The sequence below is a fragment of the Micrococcus luteus genome, from assembly GCF_022664405.1.
Taxonomy (GTDB): Bacteria; Actinomycetota; Actinomycetes; order Actinomycetales; family Micrococcaceae; genus Micrococcus; species Micrococcus luteus.
Genome location: NZ_JAKRLB010000004.1, coordinates 1 through 16,443, shown reverse-complemented (window position 1 = coordinate 16,443; position 16,443 = coordinate 1). Strand labels below are relative to the sequence as shown.

Annotated in this window: 14 protein-coding genes, 1 tRNA gene and 1 pseudogene; all 16 read right to left on the bottom strand. The window is 74.5% G+C overall.

What is annotated here, in order from left to right; genetic code table 11:
* Positions 1-1,332 (bottom strand): threonine ammonia-lyase, encoded by a 1,332-nt coding sequence (gene ilvA, locus MF605_RS02550; RefSeq protein WP_134416310.1) that lies wholly within the window; start codon positions 1,330-1,332, stop codon positions 1-3.
* Positions 1,332-2,549 carry an AI-2E family transporter gene (locus MF605_RS02545; protein ID WP_134416308.1) on the bottom strand — a complete coding sequence of 406 codons (1,218 nt, stop codon included), beginning with the start codon at positions 2,547-2,549 and terminating at the stop codon, positions 1,332-1,334. The genes ilvA and MF605_RS02545 overlap by 1 nt, the downstream gene beginning before the upstream one ends.
* Positions 2,546-3,517 carry an aldose 1-epimerase family protein gene (locus tag MF605_RS02540; protein ID WP_134416306.1) on the bottom strand — a complete coding sequence of 324 codons (972 nt, stop codon included), beginning with the start codon at positions 3,515-3,517 and terminating at the stop codon, positions 2,546-2,548. The genes MF605_RS02545 and MF605_RS02540 overlap by 4 nt, the downstream gene beginning before the upstream one ends.
* Before the next feature lie 121 nt (positions 3,518-3,638).
* Positions 3,639-4,514 carry a Bax inhibitor-1/YccA family protein gene (locus tag MF605_RS02535; RefSeq protein WP_036384970.1) on the bottom strand — a complete coding sequence of 292 codons (876 nt, stop codon included), beginning with the start codon at positions 4,512-4,514 and terminating at the stop codon, positions 3,639-3,641.
* Positions 4,515-4,699: 185 nt separating this feature from the next.
* A tRNA-Leu gene (locus tag MF605_RS02530) sits at positions 4,700-4,776 on the bottom strand.
* Between the two features lie 91 nt (positions 4,777-4,867).
* A complete protein-coding gene (locus MF605_RS02525) occupies positions 4,868-6,283 on the bottom strand; it encodes an NAD(P)/FAD-dependent oxidoreductase (RefSeq protein ID WP_036316342.1) in 1,416 nt (471 codons plus the stop codon).
* Positions 6,284-6,336: 53 nt separating this feature from the next.
* The gene (locus tag MF605_RS11945) at positions 6,337-7,935 is read right to left on the bottom strand and encodes a DUF501 domain-containing protein (RefSeq protein ID WP_036384971.1); all 1,599 of its coding nucleotides are present in this window, start codon (positions 7,933-7,935) and stop codon (positions 6,337-6,339) included.
* Between the two features lie 50 nt (positions 7,936-7,985).
* On the bottom strand, positions 7,986-8,798 hold the full coding sequence (locus MF605_RS02510) for an FtsB family cell division protein (protein ID WP_134416304.1): 813 nt from the start codon (positions 8,796-8,798) through the stop codon (positions 7,986-7,988).
* Positions 8,799-8,935: 137 nt separating this feature from the next.
* Positions 8,936-10,213 carry a phosphopyruvate hydratase gene (eno, locus tag MF605_RS02505; RefSeq protein WP_063189010.1) on the bottom strand — a complete coding sequence of 426 codons (1,278 nt, stop codon included), beginning with the start codon at positions 10,211-10,213 and terminating at the stop codon, positions 8,936-8,938.
* 177 nt (positions 10,214-10,390) lie between these two features.
* Positions 10,391-11,197, bottom strand: coding sequence for a MazG nucleotide pyrophosphohydrolase domain-containing protein (locus tag MF605_RS02500; RefSeq protein ID WP_134416302.1), 807 nt, complete (start codon positions 11,195-11,197; stop codon positions 10,391-10,393).
* 7 nt (positions 11,198-11,204) lie between these two features.
* Positions 11,205-12,416, bottom strand: a complete 1,212-nt coding sequence (locus MF605_RS02495) for an adenosine deaminase (protein ID WP_010079334.1) — start codon at positions 12,414-12,416, stop codon at positions 11,205-11,207.
* Positions 12,417-12,440: 24 nt separating this feature from the next.
* Positions 12,441-13,088, bottom strand: coding sequence for a DedA family protein (locus tag MF605_RS02490; RefSeq protein ID WP_060974050.1), 648 nt, complete (start codon positions 13,086-13,088; stop codon positions 12,441-12,443).
* 4 nt (positions 13,089-13,092) lie between these two features.
* Positions 13,093-14,427, bottom strand: coding sequence for a thymidine phosphorylase (locus MF605_RS02485; RefSeq protein ID WP_134416300.1), 1,335 nt, complete (start codon positions 14,425-14,427; stop codon positions 13,093-13,095).
* A 74-nt stretch (positions 14,428-14,501) separates the two neighbouring features.
* Positions 14,502-14,933, bottom strand: coding sequence for a cytidine deaminase (locus MF605_RS02480; protein WP_010079337.1), 432 nt, complete (start codon positions 14,931-14,933; stop codon positions 14,502-14,504).
* Positions 14,934-14,935: 2 nt separating this feature from the next.
* Complete coding sequence (locus MF605_RS02475) at positions 14,936-16,243, bottom strand: ABC transporter permease (protein WP_095347466.1); 1,308 nt, start codon at positions 16,241-16,243, stop codon at positions 14,936-14,938.
* A pseudogene (locus MF605_RS02470) lies at positions 16,240-16,443 on the bottom strand (ABC transporter permease); the annotation flags it as partial. The gene MF605_RS02475 and the pseudogene MF605_RS02470, both read right to left, overlap by 4 nt.

Below are 16,443 nucleotides of genomic sequence, written 5' to 3'. Positions count from 1 at the left end.
TCAGGGCAGCGGGGCCGGGCTGTAGCCGGCCGCGCGCAGCGCCTCCAGGACCTGGGCGGAGTGGTCGGCGCCGCGGGTCTCCATGTCGATCGTGATGTGCACGCCGCCCATGGACAGCTCCGGGCCGACGCGGGTGTGGTCCACGCGCACCACGTTGGCGTCCGTGTCCGCGATGATCCGTGAGATCGTGGCCAGCTCGCCCGGGCGGTCCCGCAGCGGGATGCGCACGGTCATGTAGCGCCCCGCCGCCGACAGTCCGGCCTGGATGGACTTCAGCATGAGCATCGGATCGATGTTCCCGCCGGAGAGGATCACGGCGGTGGTGCCGAGCTCGAAGCCCAGGTCCGCCGTGCGGCCCGCCAGCAGGGCGGCCACCCCGACGGCGCCCGCCGGCTCCACCACGAGCTTGGAGCGCTCGAGGAGGTGGACGAGGGCCGCGGCGATCTCGTCGTCCGTGACGGTCACGACGGCGTCCACCAGCTCGGCGGCGATCCGCAGCGGCAGGGCCCCGGGCTTGCCGACGGCGATGCCGTCCGCGATGGTGGACACGCTCTCCAGCACCTGGACGCGGCCCTCCTCGAGGGAGCCGGGGAACGCGGCGGCGGTGGCCGCCTGCACGCCGATGACGCGCACCGTGCGCCCACGACGCCGGGCGGCCTCCTTGAGGGCCACGGCCGTGCCGGCGATGAGCCCCCCGCCGCCGATGCCCATGATCACGGTGTCCACGTCCGGCAGCACGTCGAGGATCTCGAGGCCGACGGTGCCCTGGCCCGCGATGACGGCCGGGTCGTCGAACGGCGGGATGAATACGGCATCGGTCTCCGTGGCCCACCGCTGCGCCTCGGCGAGGGACTCGTCCACGGTGGAGCCGTGCAGGACGACCTCGGCGCCGTGGTCCCGGGTGGCCTGCAGCTTGGGCAGGGCCACGCCGTGCGGCATGAAGATGCGGGCGCGGATGCCGAGCTTGGCGGCCGCGAGGGCGACGCCCTGGGCGTGGTTGCCGGCCGAGGCGGCCACGACGCCGCGGCCGCGCTCCTCCTCGCTCAGCTGCGCCATCCGCACGTAGGCGCCGCGGACCTTGAACGAGCCGGCCCGCTGCAGGTTCTCGCACTTCAGGTGCACGTCCGTGCCCACGGCCCGGGAGAGCGCCCGGGAGTGCTGCAGCGGGGAGAGCTCGGCGATCCCGCGCAGCGTCTCGCGCGCCCGCTCGATCTCCTCGAGCGTGACGGGCAGCGCCGCCGGGGCCGGCGGGCCGCTGGCAGGCCGCACCCACCGGGGCGACGGCGTCGGGACGGCCCGGTCCGGGGTGTCCGTGGCCTGCGTCGCGCCCATCAGGCGTCGTCCCCGTGCCGGGTGCCCGCGTCGGCCTCGGAGGCGAGAGCGGCGTCGTCGTGCGCCGAGGGGCGGTACCGGTGGGAGCCGGCCGCCTCGTCCTCCGCGCCGCCCGGTTCGAGGGCGTGGTCCGTCCGCTCCGTGAGCTCCTCGGGGGTGTCGGCGGTGAGGGCGCGGACGAAGCTGTTCACGAAGGCCAGCACCGGGACGGCGAACACGGCGCCCGCCAGACCGAGGACGGTGGAGCCGGCGGCGACGGCCAGGAACACGGCCAGCGGATGCAGCGCGACGGCCTTGCCCATCACGAGCGGCTGCAGGACGTTCGACTCGATCTGCTGCACGAGCAGCACCACGCCCAGCATGAGCAGCGCGTTGACCAGGCCGTTGGACATCAGCGCCACGAGCACCGCCATCGCGCCGGTCAGGGTGGCGCCGATCATCGGGATGAACGAGGCCAGGAACACGAGCACGGCCAGCGGGATGGCCAGCGGCACCCCGAGGATCAGGGCGCCGATGCCGATGCCGACGGCGTCGATGAACGCCACGAAGATCTGGACCCGCACGTAGGAGCCGAGCGACTGCCAGCCCGAGCGGCCCGCGCGGCCCACGGTGGCCCGGTGCGCCTTCGGCACGAAGATCAGCAGGAAGCGCCAGATGCGGTCGCCGTCGTAGAGGAAGAAGATCAGGGAGAACAGGGCGATGAACAGGCCCGCACCGATGTTGACGGCCGTGGAGCCGAACGAGACGGCGCTGTTCATGACCGTGGCGGAGTTGTCCCGCAGCGTCTGCCACAGGCCCTCCAGCCCGGCACCGGAACGGGGGATCTCCACGCCCACGCCGGCCAGCCAGGCGATCGCGTCGTCGACGGCCTGGCCCAGCTGGTCGCCCAGTTCGGCGAAGCCCTGCACGATCTGCTGACCGGCGAGCCCCATGAGGCCCACCACGACGACGACCAGCAGCAGCACGCACAGCAGGGCGGCCGCGACGCCCGGCACCCCGATGCGCCGCATCGCCTGGAACACCGGGGCCAGCAGGGTGGCCAGCAGCGCGGCCACGAGGATCGGGATCACCACGAGGCTCACGAAGCCCAGCAGGTACACCACGACGCCGATGCCGATGACGACGGCCACCAGCCGCCAGGACCAGGCCGCGGCCACCGTCAGCCCGTAGGGCACGTCCTTGTCGATCTTGGTCTGGGCCGCCAGGGTCGAGCTCACGCGCGATCCTCCTCGTGTGGGTGGTCGGGGACATGGGGGGTCAGGCCCCACTGGGCGCTCCAGCGGGCGTGCGGGGCGAGCCGGTGCAGGCCCTCCTCCGAATTCAGGGCGTCCGCGGGAGCGGTGAGCGGCTCCACCGCGAGCGCCGTGTCACGGCCGGGCAGCCGGTCCGTGACGAAGACGTGGGTGTAGGCGAACGCGTGGTCGGACCACAGGGTCACGGCGCGGCCGTCCGCGGCGAGCAGGGTCTGGCGGTGCCGGCCGTCGGCGTCCGGGGTCAGGCCGGTGAGGCACACATCCAGGGCGGCCTCGCCCACGGCCCGGCCGCGGCGGAAGTCCAGGTCCGTGCCGTCCACCGGCAGGGTCTCCACGGGGATGAGGTCCTCCCCCGTGCGGATCCAGGCGTCCGCGGGCACGCGCAGGCTCAGCTCCGCCGTCGGGACGTCCCCGATCCGCAGGAACGGGTGGGCGCCGACCGCCACGGGCACGGTGGCGTCCGTGTGGTTCTGCACCTCGGCGGTGACGGTGAGGCCGCCGTCCGCCTCGAGCTCGTAGGTGACGCGGTGGGTGAGCCGGAACGGCCAGCCGTGCTGGGGGTGGATCTCACCGCGCAGGGTCACCGCGTGGGCGGAGAACGTCTCGGTGACGAAGTGGGTGTTGCGCAGCAGGCCGTGGCTGGCGTGGCCGCGCGCGGGTTCGGTGACGTCCAGGCGCTGCTCGACGCCGTCCAGGATCCAGCGGGCGCCGGCGACACGGTTCGGCCACGGGCTCATCTGGATGCCGTTGGCGGCGGGCGGGACCACGTCCGGGCCGTACGGCTCGGTGAGGTCCACGCCGGCCACGCGGTACCTGCGCAGGGCACCGGCCAGGCCGACGACGACGGCCTCCGCGGACCCGCGGTGCAGGCGGTGCTGGGTGCCGGTGGCGTCCGGAGCCCCGAAGGCGGGCAGGTCGCTGGTCTCGGTCACGGGACCTCCTGAGTGGCGGCGAGGGACCCCCTCAATCTACGCCCTCGCGGACGCAGACCGCCCCGGCCCTGTGCAGGACCGGGGCGGCGGTGCGGGTCTCCGTGCGGGGACGGGGCGCCGGTCAGTCGTTGCCGCGCAGGATGGCGACGATGCGCAGGATCTCGATGTACAGCCAGATCAGGGTCACGGTCAGGCCGAAGGCCACGGACCAGGAGTACTTCTGCGGGGCGCCGTTCTTCACGCCCACGGCGGCCATCTCGAAGTCCATGGTCAGCGAGTACGCGGCGAGCAGCACGGCGATCGCGCCGATGATCAGGCCCAGGCCGCCCTCACGCATGTTGCCGATGCCGGTCCAGGTGAGGACCAGGTTGACGAGCATGAAGACGAGGTAGCCGATCATGGCGCCCATGACGATCTTCGTCATGCGCGGGGTCGGGCGGAACTTGCCCGAGGTGTAGAGCGCCAGCATCACCGCGAACACGGAGAAGGTGCCGAGCACGGCCTGCACCACGATGCCCGGGTAGGCGCCCTCGAAGAACGCCGAGATGCCGCCCAGGAACAGGCCCTGCGCCACGGCGTAGGCCATGATCAGCACGGGCGAGGGCTCGCGCTTGAACGCGTTGACCAGGCCCAGCACGAGGCCGGCGATCGCGCCGATGATCATCAGGCCCGGCGAGAACCAGCCCACGGCGCCCGCCACCACGACGAGCACGAGCATCAGGCCGGTCTTGCCGACGACGTCGTTGAAGGTCATCCGGCCGGTCTGCTCCGGGCCGGCGGAGGGCGCGCGGAAGGCGTCCTCCATGGACTGCTGGTGCGCGTACTGCTGGGCCGCCTGGCCGGCGCCGAACGCCTGGGCCTGGCCGTACGGGCTCTGCTGCTGGCCGTACGGGGACTGCGCGGACTGCTGCCCGCCCTGGTACCAACCGGGCTGCGCCTGTCCGCCGCCCTGCATCTGCTGCTGGAAGTTCTGAGAGTTCATGACCGGATTCGCCACGGCTCACTCCTTCGGGTCGAGTCGGCCCGGTCGCACGCCGCCGCAGTGAGCCGCGTTCGTGCCCCGGGGTTCCCGCACCATCCTATCGGGACGCGTGCATCCGCGCGCGGGGTCGGAGCGTGGATCCGCGCCGGTTCACCGGCTGTTCACGGTGGGCGCAGAAGCGAGGCGCGCGGGGAGACGCGTGGTGCCCCCGGCGGGACTCGAACCCGCAACACGCCGATTTTAAGTCGGCCGCCTCTGCCAGTTGGGCCACGGGGGCGTGGCGGGCCCGTGGACGCGGGCCCGGGTGCGGACGACGCCGGCCCCGCCCGATGCGCTCGGACGGGGCCGGCGGCCCGCTGGCTGCGGGATCAGCCCTTCGAGGACTCGAGGGCCCGCTGCCGCTCGAAGCGGCCGGGCTCGAGCTCGACGCCCGCGGCGCGGCGGAACGGGTTGAACGGGGTGTCCAGGCCCGCCACCGAGGTGGAGTCACGGCCGAACAGGGTCTCGGCGACCCAGCCGGACAGGATGCGGAACTTCCGCTCCAGGGTGGGCATCGCGTAGCCGTGGTAGCCGCGGTGGGCCAGGAACGCCGGGATGCCGGCGATCTTGGTGCCCAGCGGGTTGCCCACGCCGCGGCCGAAGCCCAGCCCCGCCACGGTGCCCAGGGACTTGTGCACGTACTCCTGCACCTCGCCCTCGCCGTGGCGCACGGCCATGTAGTTGGCGGCCAGACGCTTGGCCTGACGGATGGCGTGCTGGGCGTTCGGGACGCAGAAGCCGCCCGGGCCGGCCCCGGTCAGGTCCGGCACGGCGGAGACGTCGCCGCAGGCCCACGCACCCTCGAGCGCGCCGGCCTCGCCGTCCTTGATCTGCAGGGTGGGGGTGGCCTCCACGCGGCCGCGGTCGTCCACCGGGAAGTCGGTGCTCTTGACCACGGAGTTGGCCACCACGCCGGCGCACCACACGAGGGTGTCCGCCGCGAAGGTCTCCGCCTCCTCCTTGGAGGGCATGGCCACGAGCTTCATGACGCCGTCCGTGGCGTCGCCCAGCGAGGTGTTGAGCAGGACCTCGATGCCGCGGTCCTTCAGGTGCTCCACCACGCCCTGGGCCTGCTCCTCGGAGACCTCGGGCATGATGCGGCCCATGGCCTCGACGAGGACGATCCGGATCTCCGACTGGGAGAGGCGCTCGTTGCGCTCCACGGCGTTGCGGATGAGGTTCTCCATCTCCGCGATGGCCTCGATCCCGGCGAAGCCGCCGCCCACCACCACGAAGGTCAGGGCACGCTTGCGCTCCTCGGCGTCCGTCATCAGGGAACCGGCGTCCAGGCGCTCCAGGATCTGGTTGCGCAGCTGGACGGCCTCCTCGACCGAGCGCAGACCGATGCCCTGCTCGCCCAGACCCGGGATGGGGAACACGCGGGTCACGGCGCCCGCGGTCATCACGATGTCCTGGTACGGGATCTCGAACTCGTCGCCGCCCTCGCCGCGCACCACGGCGGTGCGGCCGGCGTGGTCCACGGACACGACGGCGCCGCGGACGACCTCGGCGTCCTTGAGGTGCGTCTGCAGGTCCACGTTCACGTGGCGGCCCTCGATGTGGCCGCCCACGACCTCGGGCAGGAACGGGTAGTACGTCATGTACGGGCGGGGGTCGACGACGGTCACGACGCCGCCGCGCTCGGCGACCTTCTTCTGCAGCTCGCGGGCGACATGGAACCCGGCGTAGCCGCCGCCGACGATCAGCAGGCGCGGCTTGGGAGACAGTTCAGGAGTGAGAGACATACCGCCAGTCTACGCACGCACGGGCCCGGCCCCTCCACTCTCCGCCGTCGTGGTCAGGACCGCAGCGAGAGCACGATCCCGTCCAGGATGTCGTGCTCGCTCGCCCAGGCCTCGGTGACGCCCGCGACCTCGGCCACCCGCTCCAGGACGGTGCTCCACAGCAGCGCGCCCGCGCCGATCACGTCCACCCGTCCCGGGTGCATGAACCCCCGCTCGGCGCGTTCGGCCCGGGTCGCCGCCACGAGGCCCTCCGCCGCCGCGCGGAACTCGGCGATCGGCAGGCGCGCACCGTGGATGGCCTCGGGCTCGTACGTGCTGAGCCCGAGGGCCTCGGCGGTCACGGTGGTCACCGAGCCGGCCACGCCGACCACGCGCGCCACGCGTTCCAGCGGCAGGCGGGCGGCGGCGTCGTCGAGGAGGCGGCGGGCGTCCGCGCGGGCCGCGGCGACCTCGTCCGACGTCGGGGGGTCGGAGCGCAGATGACGCTCGGTGAACCGCACGCAGCCCATGTCCAGGCTGACCGCGCCCACGACCTCGCCCGCAGGCGTGCCGACGACCAGCTCGGTGGAGCCGCCGCCGAGGTCCACGACGAGCACGAGGTCCTCCGGGCCCAGGTCCGCGGTCTCGACGGCGGAGACGGCGCCCGCGAAGGACAGGGCGGCCTCCTCGGCGCCCGAGACGACCTCCGGCTCGACGCCGAGCCGCTCCCGGACGCCGTCGACGAACGCGGCCCGGTTGGAGACGTCCCGGCTGGCGGAGGTGGCCACGAACCGGACCCGGCCGGCGTGGTGGCGCTGGACCAGGCGGGCGTACTCGTCCACCGCCGCGAAGGTGCGCTCCAGCGCGGCGTCGGAGAACGCGCCGGTGGCGTCCACGCCCTCGCCCAGGCGCACCACGCGCATCTCGCGCACGACGTCGGCCAGCGGCGCCGTCGGGTCGGCCACGGCGCCGGTGGTCTCATCCGTCCCGGCCGGCCGGGAGATCAGCAGGCGGATGGAGTTCGTGCCGCAGTCCACGCCGGCCACCGTGACCTCCTTGAGCGCGGCGACGCGTTCGAGGTGCCTCACGTGCCGGGACAGGTCCTTCGTGGGCACCGCCGCGGCCTCGTCCCACGCGCCCTCGCACGCGCAGACCTCGGGCGTCCACCACGGGGCCACCAGGGCGATCGCCTCGTCACCGAGCGGGTTCACCCCCGGCCCGGCCGCGAGCGCGTGGCCCACGAGGGCGTGCAGGCACTTCACGCGCTCGGGCATGCCGCCGGCCGAGACCCCGGCGATCTCCGGGACGGGCCCCGTGCCGGCCTCGGCCCCGACCCGGTCCCGCTCGGCGATGTAGGCCTCGTGCGCCGCGCGGTGCGCGGCCGCGAGCGCGGGGTCCTGGGCGAGGCGGTCGTTCATGCGCGCCATCTCCCCGTCCGCCTCCACGCGCGAGACCGCCGCCGTCAGCACGGGGTGCGTCAGGTAGAAGGTCGTGGGGAACGGGATGCCGTTGGAGAGCCGCGGCGCGGTGGTGGCCACGAGGGGGTTGCCGCACACGCAGCGGGCACCGATCTCCACGACGTCCCGGACCGGGCGGCCGAGCTGGCGGGACAGGGTGTCCAGGTCCTGCCCGGTGACGGTGCGGTCCTGGGCGGGGCGGGGGCTGACGGTCATGGTGTCCTCGGGGGTGCGGGGGTGGTGCGGGCGGGGGCGGGACGCGGGGTTCACTCGAGCCCGGCGCGGACGGCCGAGTCCCACAGGCCCTCGGCCCACGGCAGGCGGGTGTTGACGACCTCGTCCGCGCCGGCGGCGGGCGTGTCCTCGGCCTCGGTGTCGGTCTCGGAGGGCCGCCCCGTCACGGAGTACAGGGTCTCCCCCGGCATGACCAGCTCGAGACGCTCACGCGCCTGCTGGGTCACGTAGGCGGGATCGTCCCACAGCTGGATCCGCCGTTCGTAGTCCTCGCGCTGGGCCTGCATGGTGGCGATCTCCTCGCGCGCGGCCGAGATCTCCAGCTGCTGGTTCAGGAACGCGCGCAGCGTGGGCGCCACCAGGACGGCGGCCACCAGCAGCACGGCGACGACGATGAGCGAGCGGCCCGTGATCTGCCGGGCCGGCACCGGCTCCGGCAGCGGGGCCCGACGGCGGGCGGCCGTGGCGGCGGCGGATGCGGCGCGGCGGGGGGCGGGCCGGGGCCGACGCCCGGCCGGGCGGGCCGGAGCCGTGCGGCGCGGGGGTGCCGACGGGGATGCGGGGGCGGCGGTGTCCCCGGCGGGGGCCGTGTCGGCCCGGTCCGCGTCCGGGTGCCCGTCCAGGTGTCCGGGGTGACCGGCCTGGCGGCGCTCCTGGACGCTCTGCAGGTCGATGACCTCTGCGTCCGTCGCCGCGGGCGCCGGCGTGGGGGCCGCGGGGGTCGGCGTGGGCGTGTCCGCCTTCGGGGAGGCCGTCGTCGGGGCCGCCGGGGCCGCGACGGCGGTCCGGCGCGGGGCGCCCGTCGTCGGGTCGACACGGGGCACGCGGGGGCGGCGCGGACTCATCGCGGACTCCTTCGGACGCGTGGCGGGGACCCTCCCAGCCTACTGCCCGCCCCTGGCAGGCTCCTGGCCGCCCCCGGGACGGACGCGGGCCCGCCCGGAGGGATCCGGGCGGGCCCGCGCGTCGTCGTCGGGGACGGTCAGCCGCGGAAGCGCGGGAAGGCGGAGCGGCCCGCGTAGACGGCGGCGTCGGCCAGGTCCTCCTCGATGCGCAGCAGCTGGTTGTACTTGGCCACGCGGTCCGAGCGGGCCGGGGCGCCGGTCTTGATCTGGCCGGCGTTGGTGGCCACCGCGAGGTCCGCGATGAACGTGTCCTCGGTCTCGCCCGAGCGGTGCGAGATCATGCAGTGGAACATGTGGCGCTGGGCCAGGGCGATCGCGTCGAAGGTCTCGGTCAGGGAGCCGATCTGGTTGACCTTCACGAGCAGGGCGTTGCCGGCCTTCTCGTCGATGCCGCGCTGCAGCCGCTCCACGTTGGTGACGAACAGGTCGTCGCCCACCAGCTGGACGCGATCGCCCAGCTGCGCGGTCAGGTGCTGCCAGCCGTCCCAGTCGTCCTCGTCGAGCGGGTCCTCGATGGAGACGATCGGGTAGTTGTCCACCAGCTCGGTGTAGTAGGCGGCCATCTCCTCGGCGGAGCGCTGCTGGCCCTCGAAGGTGTAGGAGCCCTTGTCGAAGAACTCGGAGGAGGCGACGTCCAGCGCCAGCGCGATGTCCTCGCCCAGGCGGTAGCCGGCCTTCGTCACGGCCTCGGCGATGAGGTCCAGGGCGGCCCGGTTGGACTCCAGGGACGGGGCGAACCCGCCCTCGTCGCCCAGGCCGGTGGACAGGCCCTTCTCCTGCAGCACGGTCTTCAGGGCGTGGTAGACCTCGGTGCCCCAGCGCAGGGCCTCGCGGAAGGACGGGGCGCCGATCGGGGCGATCATGAACTCCTGGATGTCCACGTTGGAGTCCGCGTGGGCGCCACCGTTGAGGATGTTCATCATCGGCACGGGCAGCACGTGGGCGTTCGGGCCGCCCAGGTACTTGTAGAGCATGAGGTCGGAGGCCTGCGCGGCGGCCACGGCGACGGCCATCGACACGCCCAGGATCGCGTTCGCGCCCAGCGTGCCCTTGTTGGGGGTGCCGTCCAGGTCCCGCATCGCGCGGTCCACGGCGCGCTGGTCCGCGGCGAACTCGCCCTCGAGCTCCTCCGCGATGCCCTCGACCGCGGCGACGGCGTCCAGCACGCCCTTCCCGCCGTAGCGCTTCTTGTCCCCGTCACGGCGCTCGACCGCCTCGAACTCGCCGGTGGACGCGCCCGAGGGCACGGCCGCCCGGCCCAGGGAGCCGTCGGTGAGCAGCACCTCCACCTCGACGGTGGGGTTGCCGCGCGAGTCGAGGATCTCGCGAGCGTGGATGGCGTCGATCAGGGCCATGGACGGGTCTCCTTCAATCGAAGTCGGAAGTCGTGCCCGCGGCGTGGACACGGCCTCAGCCTAGCGGGGACCTCCGGTTCCAGGCGGCCGCGCGCCGGCGACAAGACCGCCGTTCCCCCCTGCTGCGATGTCGCTGGGGCGCGGTCGGGGCTGCGGCCGGGCCGGAGCGGCGCCGCGTCAGCCGGACGGGCGCAGGGCCGACCAGTCCCCCGCACGCACCCGCGCCACCGTGGTGCGCAGGGCCCGTTCGGGGTCGAGCCCCGCCGCCCGGGCCCGGCGCACCAGCGCGAACAGCTCCGCCCCGAGCGCGGCCTCGTCGGGCCACACCGCCGCCGGGCGCTCCCCCGCCTCGGCGGCCGGCGCCGGGACGTGCGCGGCGAGCGGGTCCGGCTCCTGCCGGGCCGCGCGGTCGACCACCTTCGCGGCGGCGGCCAGCGCCGGCAGCCGGGCCGGGATGCCGCCGACGTCGAGGCCCGGGCCGGTGCCGCCGTCGCCGTGGGCCGGGGCGGCGGACGAGAGCCCCGCGGCGGCCCGCTCCCGCGCCTTGACCCGCTCCCAGGCCAGCTCGACGGCCTCGGGCGTGACGGCGGCGAGCTCCTCGGCCGGGCGCAGGCCGCCCTCGGGGGTGAGCACGAGCGGGTTGCGCCGGATCATCTTGGCGGTGAGGGCGTCGGCGGCGTCGTCCAGGCGGAACCCGGCCGTCTCCGCCGGGGCGCCCGGCGCCCGGGAGACGGCGGCGTGCAGGACCACCTGGAACAGGACGTCCCCGAGCTCGGCGGCCAGGGCGGGGTACGCGCCGTCGGCCCGACGCGCGGGCACGTCGGCCCACGCGGCGGCGTCGCGGGACTCGATCTCCGCCACCGCCTCGTACGCCTCCTCCACGAGGTACTCGGCGAGGTCGGCGTGCGTGAGCGCGGCCGTCCACGGACAGTGGTCGCGCAGTGCCTCGACCACCGCCACCAGACGGTCCACACTCGCGCTCACGGGCGGATCAGTCGTCCTCGTCCTCGTCGTCCAGCTCTTCGAGGACCGGGCCGACGGCGTCGCCGGAGATGACCTCGCCCCAGCCGGCCACGAGGATCTCGGCGAGGTCCTCGCGCTCGTCCACGGGCAGGAAGGCGGCCTCGGCGGCGTTGAGCTGCAGGTCCAGCAGCTCGGAGAGCGAGTAGCCGAAGGTCTCGGCGAGCAGGTAGAGCTCGTCGGTCAGGGACACGTCCGAGACGAGCCGGTTGTCCGTGTTCACGGTGACGCGGAAGCCGAGCTGCACGAGCAGGTCGATGGGATGGCCCGCGATGCCCGCCGCGGCGTCCACCGCGCCGGTCTGCAGGTTCGAGGACGGGCAGACCTCCAGGGCGATCTGCCGGTCCCGCACCCACGCGGCGGTCTCGCCCAGGTCCACGAGGCCGGTCAGCTCGTCCAGCTGCTCGCCGTCCTCGTCCACGCCGCCGTACTCCACCGAGATGTCCTCGGCCAGGCGCACGCCGTGGCCCAGGCGCAGCGCGCGGCCGTCCACGAGGGCCGAGCGGACGGAGTCGAGCCCGTCGCCCTCGCCCGCGTGCACGGTGACGGGCAGGTGGTGGGCGGCCAGCCACGTGAAGGTGTCGGCGAAGCGGGAGGGCGGGAACCCGGCCTCGGCGCCCGCGATGTCGAAGCCCACGACGCCGGCCTCGCGGTGGCGCACGGCCAGCTCGGCGATCTCCTGGGCCCGGTCGGCGTGCCGCATCGCGGTGACCAGCTGGCCCACGCGGATCACGTGGCCCGCGGCGTCGGCGGCCTCGACCGCCTCGTCCAGGCCGGCCTGCACGGCCTCGACCGCCTCGTCCAGGCTCAGCCCGCCGGCCAGGTGCTGCTCGGGGGCCCAGCGGATCTCGCCGTAGACGACGCCGTCGGCGACCAGGTCCTCGACGAATTCGCGGGCCACGCGGCGCAGCTGCTCGCGGGTCTGCATCACGGCGGTGGTCAGGGCGAAGACCTGCAGGTACTTCTCGAGGGACTCGCCGTTGGCGTGCTCGGCGATCCACTCGGCCAGGCCCTCGACGGTGTCCGCGGGGACCTCGACACCGGCCTCGCGGGCCAGGTCGAGGACGGTGCCCACGCGCAGGCCGCCGTCGAGGTGGTCATGGAGGGAGACCTTGGGCAGGACGGCCAGGTCGACCTCGAGCGGGGAGGGGGATGCGGTGTCCGGAAGCTGCGTCGTCGTCACGGGCGTCACTCTACGGCAGGGCGCTCAGCGCAGGGCCTCCTGCTCGGCCAGGGTGAGGCCCTTCACCCCGGCGCCCAGCCGGCGGCGCAGCAGGGCCTTGAGCAGACGGTCCAGCAGCAGGCCCACGAGCGCGGCACCCGTCACGGAGACGGCGATCTGCAGCACCGGGTTCTCCAGCCAGCCCGCGGTCAGGCGCGCGATCATGATCGAGTACGCGGCCCAGCTGGCCGTGGAGAGCAGGTCCAGCGCCACGAACCGCACCGGCGGATAGCGGGTGGCGCCGGCGGTGAAGTTCAGGGCCACGCGGCCGCCGGGGATGAACCGGGCGGTGAACAGCAGCAGCGCGCCGTGACTGTGCAGGTGGTGCCGGGCGACCTCGACCGTGGCCCGCACCCGCCGCAGCCGCATCCACCGGAACCGCTCCACGCCCACGGCACGGCCGATCGCGTACGCGGCCACGTCCCCCAGGAACGCGCCCGCGAAGCCGACCCCCCACAGCGCCCACAGGGAGAACGGATGCCCGTCGCGGACGATCGCACCGAGGGCCACCAGCACCGACTCCGACGGGAAGATCGGCACGATGCCGTCGAGCAGGCACAGCAGCAGCGTCAGCGGCAGGACCCACCACTGCGCGGAGGCGTGGAGGATCGCCCCCTCGAGCCACGCGAGCATCCGGTCAGCCGATCCGGTCCAGGATCACGGAGCGCTCGCGCAGGGTCCGGGCGGCGGCGTCGTCGAGCTCGCCGACGGCCCAGCCGCCGGCGAGCGCGGCCTTCGCCCGCTCGAAGCGCTCCGGCGTGTCCGTGTGCAGGGTCAGGACCTTCTGGCCCCGGCCCACGCGCTCGCCGGGGCGCACGTGCACCTCGACGCCGGCCGCGGCCTGGACGGCCTGGCCCTGCCGCTCCCGCCCGGCGCCGAGGCGCCACGCGGCCAGGCCCACGGCCATCGCGTCCAGTTCGGTGAGGACGCCGTCCGTCTCCGCGACGACGTCCTCGGTGTGGGCCGCCGTCGGGAGGTCCGCGCGCGGGTCGCCACCCTGGGCCTCGATCATCCGGTTCCACACGTCCATCGCCCGGCCGTTGGCCAGGTGCTCGGCCGGGTCCACGTCCGTGACCCCGGCGCCGGCGAGCATCGCGGCGGCGAGCGCCACGGTGAGCTCCACGACGTCGGCCGGGCCGCCGCCGGCGAGCACCTCCACCGACTCGCGGACCTCGAGGGCGTTGCCGGCCGTCCGGCCCAGGGGCACGGACATGTCCGTGAGCAGCGCCGAGGTGTCCACCCCGGCGTCCCGGCCGAGGTCCACCATGGTCCGGGCCAGCTCGCGGGCGGACGCCTCGTCCTTCATGAAGGCGCCCGAGCCGCACTTGACGTCCAGCACGAGGGCGCCGGTGCCCTCGGCGATCTTCTTGGACATGATCGAGGAGGCGATCAGCGGGATGGCCTCCACCGTGCCGGTGACGTCGCGCAGGGCGTACAGGCGCTTGTCCGCCGGGGCCAGGCCCGAGCCGGCGGCGCAGATCACGGCGCCCACCTCGGAGAGCTGGCGCAGCATCGCCTCGTTGCTGAGGTCGGCCCGCCACCCGGGGATCGCCTCGAGCTTGTCCAGGGTGCCGCCGGTGTGCCCGAGGCCGCGGCCGGACAGCTGCGGCACCGCCACCCCGAAGGAGGCCACGAGAGGGGCCAGCGGCAGGGTGATCTTGTCCCCCACGCCGCCGGTGGAGTGCTTGTCCGCGGTGGCCAGGGGGCGGCCGTCCGGGGTGGTGAGCCCGCCGAAGTCCATGCGCTCGCCCGAGGCGATCATCGCGTCCGTCCAGCGGGCGATCTCGGCGCGGTCCATGCCGTTGAGCAGGATCGCCATGGCCAGGGCGGACATCTGCTCGTCCGCCACCACGCCGCGGGTGTACGCGTCCACCACCCAGTCGATCTGCTCGGGGGACAGCGTCCCCCGGTCCCGCTTGGTGCGGATCACCTCGACGGCGTCGAAGGGCTCGGCCTGCGGCTGCGCGGTCATGGGGTTCTCCTCGGAGGACGGCTGCGACGGTCAGCCTCCGACTCTAGCGAGCGGGCCCGGGAGCGCGCCGCAGGTCAGGGACGGTCCGCCCGCTCCAGGTCGGCCGGGCCGAAGGCGTCCGGCAGCACCGCGTCGATCCCCCGCTCCCCCGCCGGGGTGAGCAGCACGAGCCCGGGGGCGCGGAACTCGTACAGCAGCTGGCGGCACCGCCCGCAGGGCATGGTGAGCACGCCCTCGCCGTCCACGCACACGAACGCGGCCAGTCGGCCGCCCCCGCCCATGCGCAGGTCGGCCAGCAGCGCGCACTCGGCGCACAGGGTCAGCCCGTAGGACGCGTTCTCGATGTTGCAGCCCGAGACGAGGCGGCCGTCGTCGGTGAGCGCGGCGGCGCCCACCCGGAACCCCGAGTAGGGCACGTAGGCGTGCTCCGTGGCGGCCAGGGCCGCGGCCCGCAGCCGGTCCCAGTCCACGCGCGGCGCCGTCGTCGTGTGCTGCCCGTCCGCCACGGCTACTCCTTCACGTACGGCACGCCCGAGGCGGCCGGGCCGCGCGAGCGGCCCACGAGGCCGGCCACGGCGAACACCGTGACGAGGTACGGGAGCATCGCCATGAACTGGCTCGGCACCGGGGTGCCGAGGATCGCCAGGACGTACTGCATGTTGGTGGCGAAGCCGAACAGCAGCGCCGCGAAGAACGCGCCGATCGGGTTCCAGCGGCCGAAGATCACGGCCGCGAGCGCGATGAAGCCCTGGCCCGCCGTCATCTCCTTGGTGAAGGACGACGCGGAGACGAGCGTGAAGAACGCCCCGCCCATGCCGGCCACCGCGCCGCCCAGCAGGACGGCGGCGTACCGCGTGCGGTTCACGTCGATGCCCACGGTGTCCGCGGCCTTGGGGTGCTCGCCCACGGCGCGCACGCGCAGGCCCCAGCGGGTGCGGAACAGGGCGAACCACAGCGCGATGACGAGCAGGTACATCGCGTAGCCCAGGATCGTCTGGTTGAACAGGATGGGCCCGAGCACGGGGATGTCCGCCAGGCCCGGGATCCGCAGGTTCGGGAAGTGCGGCGGCGCGTTGAGCTCGGTGTCCCCGCCGGTGAGGACGGTGGAGTACAGGAAGCTCGTCAGGCCGGCCACGAGCACGTTGAGCACGACGCCGACGATCACCTGGTTGACCAGGTACTTGATCGAGAACACGGCGAGCAGCCAGGACACGAGGACGCCGGCCACGATCGCGGCGGCCAGGCCCGCCCAGGGCGAGCCGGTGGCGGTGCCGACGACGGCGGCCGTGAACGCGCCCGCCAGCAGCTGACCCTCGATCGCGATGTTCACCACGCCCGAGCGCTCGGCCAGGATGCCGGCCATCGAGCCGAAGATCAGCGGGACGGCCAGCGCGAACGAGCCGGCGATCAGGCCGGTGAGGAACACGGTGGTGTTGTCCGCCGAGCCGATCACCCAGATGAGGAACGCGGCCACGAAGGCGACGGCGAACAGGGCCGCGGCCCAGCCGGGGGTGCGCCCCGAGCGCAGGGTCGCCAGCCAGGCCACCGCGGTCAGCACCGCCATGAGCCCGACGAGCAGCCAGCCCCCCAGCACGGGGTCGGCGGTCAGGTCCGGGAGCACGACGGCGTCGGACGCGTTCGAGAGTCGGAAGGTCGCCGCCGCCTCGGGGGCGCCGAGGGCGAAGACGGCCAGGGCCAGCAGGGTCAGGATCGTCAGGGCGATCGGGGTGGTCCAGTGCCGGACCACGACCCGGGCGGGCTCGGCGGCCTCGGGGCGGACGACGTCGGCGTGGGGCCGGGCGGCGGTCGCGCTCATCGGGCGTCCCCCTTCTGCTCGTGCGGGCGGTGGGTCGGGGCCGTGTCCGTGGGTGCAGTGGTCGGAGCCTGCGGGTCCGCGACGGCGGCGGCCGCGGCCTCCTGGACGCCCGTGGACGGGGCGGCGGCGTGGCCGCCGGCGCCGGTCAGCGCGGCGCCGGCCACGGCGGGCTGGGTCACGGGGTCGGCCGCGCGGCGGGC

Bases quoted from the DNA above. Each gene is read 5' to 3' on its own strand.
- ilvA (WP_134416310.1), bottom strand. From the start codon at position 1,332: ATGGGCGCGACGCAGGCCACGGACACCCCGGACCGGGCCGTCCCGACG.
- MF605_RS02525 (WP_036316342.1), bottom strand. From the start codon at position 6,283: ATGTCTCTCACTCCTGAACTGTCTCCCAAGCCGCGCCTGCTGATCGTC.
- MF605_RS11945 (WP_036384971.1), bottom strand. From the start codon at position 7,935: ATGACCGTCAGCCCCCGCCCCGCCCAGGACCGCACCGTCACCGGGCAG.
- MF605_RS02510 (WP_134416304.1), bottom strand. From the start codon at position 8,798: ATGAGTCCGCGCCGCCCCCGCGTGCCCCGTGTCGACCCGACGACGGGC.
- eno (WP_063189010.1), bottom strand. From the start codon at position 10,213: ATGGCCCTGATCGACGCCATCCACGCTCGCGAGATCCTCGACTCGCGC.
- MF605_RS02490 (WP_060974050.1), bottom strand. From the start codon at position 13,088: ATGCTCGCGTGGCTCGAGGGGGCGATCCTCCACGCCTCCGCGCAGTGG.
- MF605_RS02485 (WP_134416300.1), bottom strand. From the start codon at position 14,427: ATGACCGCGCAGCCGCAGGCCGAGCCCTTCGACGCCGTCGAGGTGATC.
- MF605_RS02475 (WP_095347466.1), bottom strand. From the start codon at position 16,243: ATGAGCGCGACCGCCGCCCGGCCCCACGCCGACGTCGTCCGCCCCGAG.